Annotated in this window: 11 protein-coding genes; 7 read left to right on the top strand and 4 right to left on the bottom strand. The window is 26.9% G+C overall.

Annotated features, from left to right (window positions below):
- Positions 1–485: 485 nt before the first annotated feature.
- Positions 486–2,033, bottom strand: a complete 1,548-nt coding sequence (locus WFJ11_RS07450) for an ABC transporter ATP-binding protein (RefSeq protein ID WP_323988763.1) — start codon at positions 2,031–2,033, stop codon at positions 486–488.
- 402 nt (positions 2,034–2,435) lie between these two features.
- Between WFJ11_RS07450 and rpmH the strand changes: the two genes are divergently transcribed.
- The 7 genes from rpmH (at position 2,436) to WFJ11_RS07415 (ending at position 7,765) form a co-directional block, all read left to right on the top strand.
- Positions 2,436–2,570, top strand: a complete 135-nt coding sequence (gene rpmH, locus WFJ11_RS07445) for a 50S ribosomal protein L34 (protein WP_004832453.1) — start codon at positions 2,436–2,438, stop codon at positions 2,568–2,570.
- 70 nt (positions 2,571–2,640) lie between these two features.
- Complete coding sequence (rnpA, locus tag WFJ11_RS07440; RefSeq protein WP_293439786.1) at positions 2,641–2,982, top strand: ribonuclease P protein component; 342 nt, start codon at positions 2,641–2,643, stop codon at positions 2,980–2,982.
- Positions 2,979–3,191, top strand: a complete 213-nt coding sequence (gene yidD / locus WFJ11_RS07435) for a membrane protein insertion efficiency factor YidD (protein WP_009355122.1) — start codon at positions 2,979–2,981, stop codon at positions 3,189–3,191. Before rnpA ends, yidD begins: the two co-directional genes overlap by 4 nt.
- A gap of 9 nt (positions 3,192–3,200) precedes the next feature.
- Positions 3,201–3,899 carry a YidC/Oxa1 family membrane protein insertase gene (locus WFJ11_RS07430; RefSeq protein WP_009354979.1) on the top strand — a complete coding sequence of 233 codons (699 nt, stop codon included), beginning with the start codon at positions 3,201–3,203 and terminating at the stop codon, positions 3,897–3,899.
- A 17-nt stretch (positions 3,900–3,916) separates the two neighbouring features.
- Complete coding sequence (jag, locus tag WFJ11_RS07425) at positions 3,917–4,627, top strand: RNA-binding cell elongation regulator Jag/EloR (protein ID WP_009354566.1); 711 nt, start codon at positions 3,917–3,919, stop codon at positions 4,625–4,627.
- 119 nt (positions 4,628–4,746) lie between these two features.
- Positions 4,747–6,117, top strand: a complete 1,371-nt coding sequence (mnmE, locus tag WFJ11_RS07420; RefSeq protein ID WP_293439785.1) for a tRNA uridine-5-carboxymethylaminomethyl(34) synthesis GTPase MnmE — start codon at positions 4,747–4,749, stop codon at positions 6,115–6,117.
- Between the two features lie 403 nt (positions 6,118–6,520).
- On the top strand, positions 6,521–7,765 hold the full coding sequence (locus WFJ11_RS07415) for an MFS transporter (protein ID WP_338817385.1): 1,245 nt from the start codon (positions 6,521–6,523) through the stop codon (positions 7,763–7,765).
- A gap of 56 nt (positions 7,766–7,821) precedes the next feature.
- Here the strand turns inward: WFJ11_RS07415 and fni are convergent, their stop codons facing one another.
- The 3 genes from fni to WFJ11_RS07400 are packed head-to-tail and all read right to left on the bottom strand — an operon-like array spanning position 7,822 to position 10,465.
- Positions 7,822–8,838 (bottom strand): type 2 isopentenyl-diphosphate Delta-isomerase, encoded by a 1,017-nt coding sequence (gene fni, locus WFJ11_RS07410; RefSeq protein WP_338817384.1) that lies wholly within the window; start codon positions 8,836–8,838, stop codon positions 7,822–7,824.
- An 11-nt stretch (positions 8,839–8,849) separates the two neighbouring features.
- Positions 8,850–9,911, bottom strand: coding sequence for an LCP family protein (locus tag WFJ11_RS07405; protein WP_338817383.1), 1,062 nt, complete (start codon positions 9,909–9,911; stop codon positions 8,850–8,852).
- 11 nt (positions 9,912–9,922) lie between these two features.
- Entirely contained in the window at positions 9,923–10,465 is a 543-nt protein-coding gene (locus WFJ11_RS07400) for an isochorismatase family protein (RefSeq protein ID WP_338817382.1), read from the bottom strand.
- Positions 10,466–10,512 lie beyond the last annotated feature (47 nt).

Here is a 10,512-nt window from a genome sequence, read left to right as displayed (position 1 = left end):
AAACTACTCCCCATTTTCTAAGTTATTAACATATTTATCCACAGCAGATAAAATTTTTAAAACATTGAAATTTTAATATTAATAAAGACTTTTTAAAAAGATAATTAAATATTTTAAAAAGTTATCCACATTTTTATAAAAGTTATTTTGTTTATAAAATAAATTGTATTTTTTCAAATTTTGTTAAATTATAAAATATTTATTAGTAAAAAATAAACAATTTATCCACATATTTATTCTACTTATCCACATATTACATTTTTGTAAAAAAATAATTTGTAGATAATTTTATTGAAAATTTTTAATAATTTTTTAATATTAAAAAAATTTTACACATCTTTTCACAATTAAATTATACCAAAAATCCAAAAAAAACTCAAATTTATTGCATTTAATATGCAAATTATTGTAAATATATAAACAAAAATATTACGTTAAAATTTATTGCACAAAAAATCCACTTGCAAAAAGCAAATGGATTGATTTTATATTAAAATTTCTCTATTACAAATATCATCCACAATATCATCGTGAGAAATTATAAAAATAATTTTATCTTTTGATATTTCTTTTATTCTGTTGTAAATTTCAACAGAACTTTCTTTATCAATGCTTGAAGTGATTTCATCTAATAGAAGTATATCCACATCGGAATTAATTGCTCTTGCTAAAGCAATTTTTTGTTTTTCTCCTCCTGATAAATCAGCACCCAAGTTAAAAATATCAGAGTCCAAGTCTTTAGACGAGAAGATAGTTTTTAAGAGCGGATCTTGTTTTAGGCTGTCAATTTTATCTTTATAATTTTCTATACCGAAAAATAAATTGTCCTCTAAAGAGCCTTGAAAAACATAAGCATCTTGACCCATATATTCAATTCTATTTCTTAAAGCTAATAAATTATATGAATTTATATTATTTCCATTTATAAAAATTCCGTCATTTTCTCTAAAGCCAATAATTGATTTTAAGAATGTACTCTTTCCTCTACCGGAGTCTCCCTTTATTCTGATTATATCTCCTTTTGAAAATTCTCCGACAATATTAACATCAATACTATGTGTAGGAAGTTTTAATTCTGAAATATTAAAGGAAATATTTTTTATTTCTTCAAGATTACTTCCATTATAAACTTCACTCATCTTTTCTAAATTGTCCTTAAATTCTTTAGCTATTGTGAAATTTCTTTTATTTAGTTTTGAGCCAACAAGAGAACTTAATGTATTAAAAAATGTTGGAATTAAAATCATAAGTATCATCAATGAAAAATAATCATGTCCAACAAAGGCAAAATTATAAACACCATAAGTTAATATAACAGTTTGAAAAATTGAATTAATACTGTGAATTAAGGTAGAAGTACTTACAGAATACATATTTACATCAGACATTGAATTGTAAATAGTATCTACAGTATCACTTAAATAATTTTTAATAATATCTGGATTAGATTGTTGTTTTATATATTCAGTATTTGATATGACGGATAAAACTTTTTGCCAGCCTGTAGTAACCTGTAATTCCATATTTCTAGATTTTCCCAATAGTACTTTGTTTATCTTGGCAAAGCCTAAAATATTTATAGGAATGACTACTAAACAAGCGAGAAATATGTATTTATTAATATATAAAATCCAAACAGAAACAACTACCATAACGAGTGAATTTGTTATTAATTTGATATTATCCCCTGTGATAAACAGATAAATATTGTTAACACTCATTATTGTCTTATCCAAAATTTTCATTATTCCTTCGGAAATTATGTAATCATATTTTAAAGTTAAAATATCTTTTAGATAGTCGAAAAAATTCTCTCTATTTAACTTTCTTGAATAATGTTCTTTTATTACAATAAATAAAATATTTATTAGCATAAAAACAGCCATAATTATTGATAAAAGTAAAATTCTATAGATAGTAATTCCCTCTACACTTTTACTCCAAATTTGAACCATAATCGGTGCAATCAGACTAAATACAACTGAAACTAATGACAAAATTATCATTATAACTAAAAAACATAAATAACTCAAAATAAAATCCTCCCTATTTAAAAAATTTTTTGATATTATTGCATTATATGTAAACTATAAAATACAGTCAAAAATATAAAAAGCAAAAAGAGTATTCTTATTAATTTTCTAAATGTATAATTATTTTTCATTTTTTTATCCTCTAAAAACTTCGTAAATATAATCTTTTATTTTCAATAAATTCTAATATCACTTTAAACTAATGATATCATCTTTTATATTAAAAGTAAATAGTTAAATATAAAAACAAAATTATTTTGATTTGGCTAGTTTTGTTGTAAAAAATTTTATAAAATTTTTATATTTTTACTTGACAATTATACTTAAAATAGCTTATAATCTATGGTAGTGTTTTATTAAATAACCTAAAGGTGATTATAATAAGGAGGTGTCATCTATATTATGAAAAGAACTTATCAACCGAATAGAAGAAAAAGAAGTAAAATTCATGGTTTTAGAAAGAGAATGAGTACAAAAGCAGGTAGAGCTGTATTAAAGAGAAGAAGACTTAAAAATAGAAAAGTTTTATCAGCATAGGCCAACATTAGTGTGGCCTTTTCTAAAATTCAGCTTTTTGCTTTGTGTTTGAAGCATGGAAAGATGATATATGAATAAGGAAATTAGATTAAGAAAAAATAGAGAGTTTCAAACTGTTTACAAGCGTGGAAAAAATTTTTGGAATAAAGATTTTACCATTTTTATCCGACCGACAAATAGAAAAAAAGTTAAGTTCGGTGTTTCCGTTACTAAAAAGTTTGGAAAAGCAAATAAACGTAATTTGATTAAGAGAAGAATAAAAGAGATAATAAGACTTAATGTTTGTGATTTAGGATTAGGTTATGAAATGGTAATTTTACCGAAAAAAAACACTTTAGAAATTGATTACATTGAACTTGAGAGGTCTTTGTTAAGACTTATAAATTATGCTTTAAAGAAGGTTTTAAATTGAGAAAATTGATGATTTTATTAATTAAATTCTATAGAAAATATATTTCTGGCCTTTGGGGACATGGAAAATGTAAATTTACACCGACTTGTTCGGAATATGCGATTTTAGCGTATCAGAAATACAATTTTTTTAAGGCAAGTTTTTTAGTTATTTGGAGAATTTTAAGATGTAATCCTTTTGGAAAAGGTGGGTATGATCCACTAAAATAGGAGGAATAAATGGCATTTTTAAGAAATTTAATGGGATCTGTATTAAAATTTATTTATGAAGGAGTTGCTTCAATTTTACCTAATGAGCCTTCAAGTATTTCATATTTAGCGATTAGTATTATTATAATTTCTATAATTTTTAAGATTGTACTTTTCCCAATATTTTTAAGTAGTATAAAAAATCAAAAGATTCAAGCAAAGTTTGCTAAAGAGCAACAAAAGATAAGAGAAAAATATAAACATGATCCACAAGCTATGAATCTTAAACTTATGGAATTTAATAAAGAACATGGAATTAAACAACTTGGTGGTTGTTTACCTTTAATTTTTAACTTTATTTTAGTTATAGCAATGTTTGCAGTAATGAGAGAACCATTGTTATATATTTTTGGGGATGCAAATGCAGATGTTATGAAAAATTTCCTTTGGATTAAGGATTTGTCAGCACCAGACCCACTTTTATATGGTCTTCCTTTGATAAATGCAATTACTCAATATGTTTACCTTGATTTGAGTAATAGAGATCAACAGGATAATCCTGGTGCAAAATCTATGGAAACTATGAAATATATATTCCCATTAGTAATATTTATTTCTGCTAAGAGTTTCTCTGCTGGGCTTGCACTTTATTGGGCTATGACAAATATTGTAGAAATTTTATTGAGATTAGCTTTGACTGCTTACGAAAATAAAAAGATGAGTAATTAGTTGAAAGGAGCAAAAGAATGACTGTTGTAAAATCAGCAAAAACTGTTGATGAAGCTGTTAAACTTGCTTTAGCAGAATTATCAGCAGATATTTCAGATGTTGATGTTAAAGTAATTGAAAAACCAAAGAGTGGTTTTTTGGGCTTTGGTTCAAGAGATGCTTTAGTTGAAGTTTCTTTAAAACAAGAAAAAGAAGAAAATTATAATGAGTTTATAGAAGAAGTTGTTGATGAAGTTGTTGAAGAAACTTGTTGTAAAAAAGAAGTTCCCGCTAAAAGCGAAGATATAGAAAAAATTGAAAGATTTTTAAAAGACTTAATTTTGAAAATGGGAGTTGACGGTGAAATAACTTTTGATGAAGATGAAGAAGCTGTCAATTTGTATATAAATAAATCTGATGATTTTAAAGTTTTGATTGGAAAATCTGGAGAAACTTTAGAAAGTATTCAATATATTGTAAGTATTTTTGCTAGAAGAAATACTTCCTTAGAAAAGAGAGTTTTCTTAGATATAAATGGATATAAGAAGAGAAAAGAAGAATCAATCAGAGAAATGGCAATGACTTTTGCTAAAAAATCTATTAGATATAAAAAAGTTATGAGACTTAGACCTATGAATGCTTATGAGAGAAGAATTGTTCACTCAACTTTACACAATATGAAAGGTGTATTTACTGTGAGCGAAGGTGAAGAGCCACATAGAAAGGTTGTTATTAAACCTAAATTTTAATATGCAATTAAAAGAACGTTTAGGCGTTCTTTTGTTCTATTGTGGAACAACAAGGTTCCCGGGCACCCACCCGATGCAAAGCATCGAGGAAGGGTGGGGTTCTTATAGAAGGAGAAATTATGGAAAATACTATTGTTGCTATTGCTACTGCTACAGGCGAATCAGGTATTGGAATTGTAAGACTTAGTGGTGAAAAGTCGATAGACATTGTAAAAAAATTTTTCAAACCTCAGGATAAAAAAGAAATAGATGAAAAATCCAATAGAATGATGAAATATGGTCATATTTACGATAAAGATGAACTCATTGATGAAGTTATGGTTTGTTTTATGTTTGCACCTCATACTTATACGAGAGAGCATGTAGTTGAAATCTTTACTCATGGGGGCATTGTATGTCTTAAAAGGGTTTTAAATTTATGTCTTGAAAATGGAGCAGATCTTGCAGAAAAGGGAGAATTTACGAAAAGGGCATTTTTAAATGGACGACTTGATTTATCCCAAGCTGAAGGAGTTATTGATTTAATAAAGGCAAAAACAGAATTTTCTCATAAGAGTGCGATTAATCAACTTGAAGGACATTTGAGTAAAAAGATTAAAGAATTTAGAGAAGAACTTTTAGATATTTTAAGTTTTGTTGAGTATTCTATCAATTTTACAGAAGATATGCAGGAGGAATTACCTTTTGATAATGTAATTTTAAAGACTGAGAAATTGATGGCTGAAATGGAAGAATTACTTGGAGAGTCTAATAAAGGAAAAATTTTAAAAGACGGAATAAATGTTTCAATTATTGGTAAGCCTAATGTTGGAAAGTCTTCCCTACTAAATAGAATTTTAAGACAGGAACGAGCAATTGTAACGGATATTGCAGGAACTACGAGAGATTTGATTAAGGAAGACATTGAGCTTTCAGGAATTAAGTTAAATATAAATGATACTGCAGGAATCAGAGATACTGCTGATGTCGTTGAAAAAATTGGAGTACAAAAATCTATCGAAGCAAGTGAAAATTCGGACTTAAACTTAGTACTATTCGATATTTCAAGAGAACTTGACGAAGAAGATGAAAAGATAATAAATCTTGCAAATACAACTAAATCTATTGGAATATTAAATAAAGTAGATTTGGATAAAAAATTGAATGAAGAAAAATTGAAAGAAAAGGTAAATTTTGAGTTAATAGAAATATCCGCTCTAAAAAATGAAGGAATTTCAAAACTTGAACAGGCAATTATAGATATGTTCTTCGACGGCAAAATAGAGATTAAAGACAAGGCTTTAATCACAAATGTAAGACATGAAAATAGTCTAAAGAGCTCATTAGAATATTTAAAATCTTTCTATGCAGATTTAAAAAATATGGTGCCTATCGACTGTTGCGAAGTGGATTTAAGAAGAGCTTACGAAGTGCTTGGAGAAATAATCGGAGAAAATATTTCTGAAAACATCTTGGATAATATCTTTTCAAATTTCTGTATAGGAAAATAAAGACGGTGAAAACCGTCTTTTTTTTAGGGATGGATTAGTTTGCTGTAGTTGATGTATCTACGATACATTACTATTGCTTGTAAACAAGCAATAGTGTGAGATTTCTCCACTCCGTTTCACTCCGGTCGAAATGACGTATAAAGAAATACCTTTGATTAGTAACTAGACGTTAAAAGTAAATAAACTTCAAATTATTTTTATAAATATTATAGAAACGAATTAAATTCTCATAACATAGTATTTAAAACATTGTGTATAAAACAAAATAATTCACGTCATAGCACTTTGAAAAGAAATTCCCCCAACAAATCCTCCATTATATAAAAAATCATAAAAAACTATTGACATAGTATATTATACATTATATAATATAATCAAAAAAAAGTATTAAGAGGTAAAAGTCATGGATATTTTAAAAGAATCAAGAAAACAGATGATAAAATTAATATTGACAACTATAACTGGAAACTTTGGTAGTTCTATTTTGTCATTCATTATTGGACTTTTAATTTTGAAAAAGACTGAATCTGCTTTAAATTTTGGTATTTCTCAAGTTATAGGACCTTTGGTTGCACTTGTTTTGCTTCCTTTTGTGGGATCTGTTATAGATAAATACAATAAGAAGATTGTAATTGTAATTGCTCAACTTTTTAGCATTGTAAGTTTGATTTTATATGCTTTAAGTTTAAATTCTAATGCTGAGACTAATTTAATTAATACATATATGTTGTTAATTTGTTTAAAGGTTGCGGATCAATTTTTAAATAATGCTTTTTCATCTTCAGTTAAGAGGGTTGTATGTGAAGAATATATTCAAAAGGTAAAATCTTTTCAACAGATTGCATCTTCAGGAGTTTATATAATTTCTCCAATTTTAGCGGTTTTTCTACTTACAAAATTAAAATTAATCCATTTTGTACTTTTGGAAGCTGTTATCGAGTTTATAACAATTTTAATTGTACTTTTTATAAATTTCAATCTTATTAAAACTGAAGAATCAGATAATAATGAAGAAAAGAAAGTTTTAAAGATGTTCGTTGAAGGAATCAGATATATAAGAGATAAAAGAGTTTTAGTTTTTATTATTTTCTTTGCAATGTTCATAAATTTCCTTTTTGCTTCAGTTTCGGTTGGACTTCCCTATGTTTTGATTAATGAAATTAAGATTTCAGATTATCTCTATGGTATTATAAATGCAGCTTTTCCTGTAGCAATAATAGTTTCATCAATAATCTTATCAATGATGGATGATATTGAAAGTCCTTTAGAGTTTTCTTTTAAATGGCTTAGAGGAACAGTTGGAGTTTTATTATTTTTAGGAATTGCATTATTATTTAAGCTTAGTATCTTTTCATATTTTATAATATTTATGATATTTGCTTTTGGAGTTAATTTTATTGCAAATTTTATAAATACTCCGGTAATGGTTTGGCTTACTAAGGCTGTTCCACATGAATACCAAGGTAGAGTTTTTAGTATCATAGAGACAGGATGTCAACTACTAATGCCTCTTGGAATACTATTTTATTCTATTTTATTTGATAACTTTAAAAGTGCAAATATATTTATTATTTCAGGAATAGCATTAATGGTTCTTGTAGTTTTACCATATATTTTAAAAGTAGATTTAAAGACAAAAGAATTTTAAGAAATCCCCCTTAAAATAATTTATAAAAAAATGAGAGTTATCAAAACTCTCATTTTTTAATATTCACATATTTCTTTTAATTTTCCAAATATTTTGTATTCAACTTGTTTAAGTTCTTCAATATTTTTTGCTCCAAGAAGTAACATAATCATCTTTGTTTGATAGATTAGAGATTTTAAATAATCTTCAGCAAATTTATATCCACCATGAATTAAATATCTTAATACTTCCCCAGCAATAGCAATCATATCGCTACCGAGTATAATCGCCTTAGCAATGTCTTCTCCGGTTTTAATTCCACCAGATCCTATTAGAGTAAAGTCTTTTGAGACTTTTCTACAGTCTATTATACATTTTGCAGTTGGAATTCCCCAACCGTAGATATTGGTAAAATCTAAGTCCGTTCTTCTCAAATTTTCAATTTCAATGAAATTTGTTCCACCATAACCACTAATATCAATGTATTTTACACCAACATTCAAAAGTTTTTCACAAGTTTTTTTAGATATTCCACAACCTGTTTCCTTTATGATTACTGGAACTTCTAAATTTTTCACAATATTTTCAATGTTTTTTAAAATTCCTTTGAAATTCCTATCTCCTTCAAATTGAACAATCTCTTGAGCGGGATTTAGATGGAGAGAAATAGCGTCAGAATTTAACATTTCAACAGCTTTTTTTGCATCTTCAAGACTTGATAATGCAGAAAGATTTGAAATTATTATATTTTTTTCATCTAAAATATCTTTTACTATTGTAAAAGTTTCTACAAGTTCATCATCTTGTAGGGCAACCTTTTGGCTGCCACTTTCAAATGCTATATTAAAATTTTTACAAAGTCTCGCTAAGTCTTCATTAACATCATAGGAAGTCTCTGCTCCACCTGTCATTGCATTTATGAGAAGTGGGAAAGACAATTTTTTTCCTAAAAAGTTTACTGATGTATCAATTTCGTCAAAATTTAAATCAGTCAACGCAAAATGTTCAATATATACATTGTCAAATAGAGTATTGGATTTGAAATTGCTCTTTAAAAAATTTTCCAAATGTTCTTTTTTTCTCTCGTTTTCCATATTCACCCTAATTATCTATTATTGTTCTTTTTGTTGTTTTTATTAGTATTAGTTTTATTGTTATTATTAGTTTTATTATTGTTAGTATTATTATTCTTATTGTTGTTGTTATTGTTATTGTTATTCTTTTTTTCGTCTGTATCTACTTGCGTATTGTTATTTTGACTTAGTAGATAATCACTGAACATCTCTTTAACAAGAGCATTCAATTTTGAACGATTAGGAACGAAATAACTTATATTGTTTATATAAGCAGATTCTCCTGGAACTATTTGAGTATTCATTTTATCTACACTTAAATTATTTGCTTTTAAAGCTAATTTTGTAATTGTAGAGAAAGGAATATTAGTATTCACAGTCTTTTTAACAACTTCTAAAATTTCAGGGATTTTTGCAATATTTTTAGCTTTAGTCAACTCTTTAACTAATGCTTTTATAAGTAATTGTTGAGCTTTAACACGACCAACATCACCTTCTATATATCCTGCTCTAAATCTTGCAAATTGTAGAGCTTGTTTTCCATTTAGAATTTGTTTACCTGGTTTTAAGTGGACATCATCTTCTGCAACGTCAACTTGAACAGGGACATCGACTTCAACACCACCAAGGGCATCTACAATATCTTTAACAGAGAAGAAATTTACTCTTACATAGTAGTCTATGTCTAAATTTAAGAAATCTCTTGTAGTTTTTACAGCCATTTTTAGACCACCATAGTGGTGAGCATGATTTATTTTATCTAATTTTCCATTAACCATAACTCTTGAATCACGAGGGATTGAAAGAATATCAATCTTTCCTGTTTCAAAATTAACTTTACATAAAATCATAGTGTCAGTTCTGTTTTGCTCAGTTGTAACACCACTGAAATCATCACTATCTAAACCTAAAACTAAGAATAAAAGTTCATTTTCAACACGTTGTTCAATATTATTTCCTTCGCCTAAATCGCTACCTACAAATTCTACTTTTGAAGTTAACTCCATAATATCCAAAACTTTATTTGCAACCCAAAAAATTCCTCCAAATAGAGCTAAGGATAGAATAAAAGTTATTATAAATTTCTTTTTCATATAAAACTCCCTTACTTTATCAATTTACTGATTAGTTTGAAACTACCGTGTTCTGATGTTTTAATCAAATCAAAAAGTATAGTTTCGACATTAGTAACACTTGCTCCCATTTCTCTAATTAAGTCCAAGCCATTCGTATAATTTTCAGGATTTCTTGAACCTACAGTTTCAAAGGGAACATAAATTTCAAAGTTACTCTTTAAATCTCTTATAGTTTGATATACACAAATATGTGTTTCTACACCTGCAACAATAATTGAAGTTTTTCCTTTTTCTTTAAGTTTTAAAACTTCTTCCTTAATAAGTGGATAGGCTGAAAAACTGTTCTTTTCAAAATGCTTTGCTTTTGAGTCTTTTAAAGACTCTTTAATTTCCAAAACAGTTTCGCCAAGTCCCTTTGGATATTGTTCCGTATAAATTATAGGAATATTAAGTTCTTTGCAGGACTTAATCAAAATATTCGTGTATTTTACAATGTTTTCATTGTTTTGTATAACTGGCATTAATTTTTCTTGAAAATCTAATACCAGTAAAATTGTATTTTCAATTTTCATAAAAATCTCCAAATCTAAAATTGAATAATCATTCTATCACAATTATT

Origin of the sequence: Parvimonas micra (assembly GCF_037482165.1) — a bacterium.
Taxonomy (GTDB): Bacteria; Bacillota; Clostridia; order Tissierellales; family Peptoniphilaceae; genus Parvimonas.
Note: the sequence above shows the minus strand (reverse complement) of the source record. Positions and strands in the feature narration are given on the sequence as shown.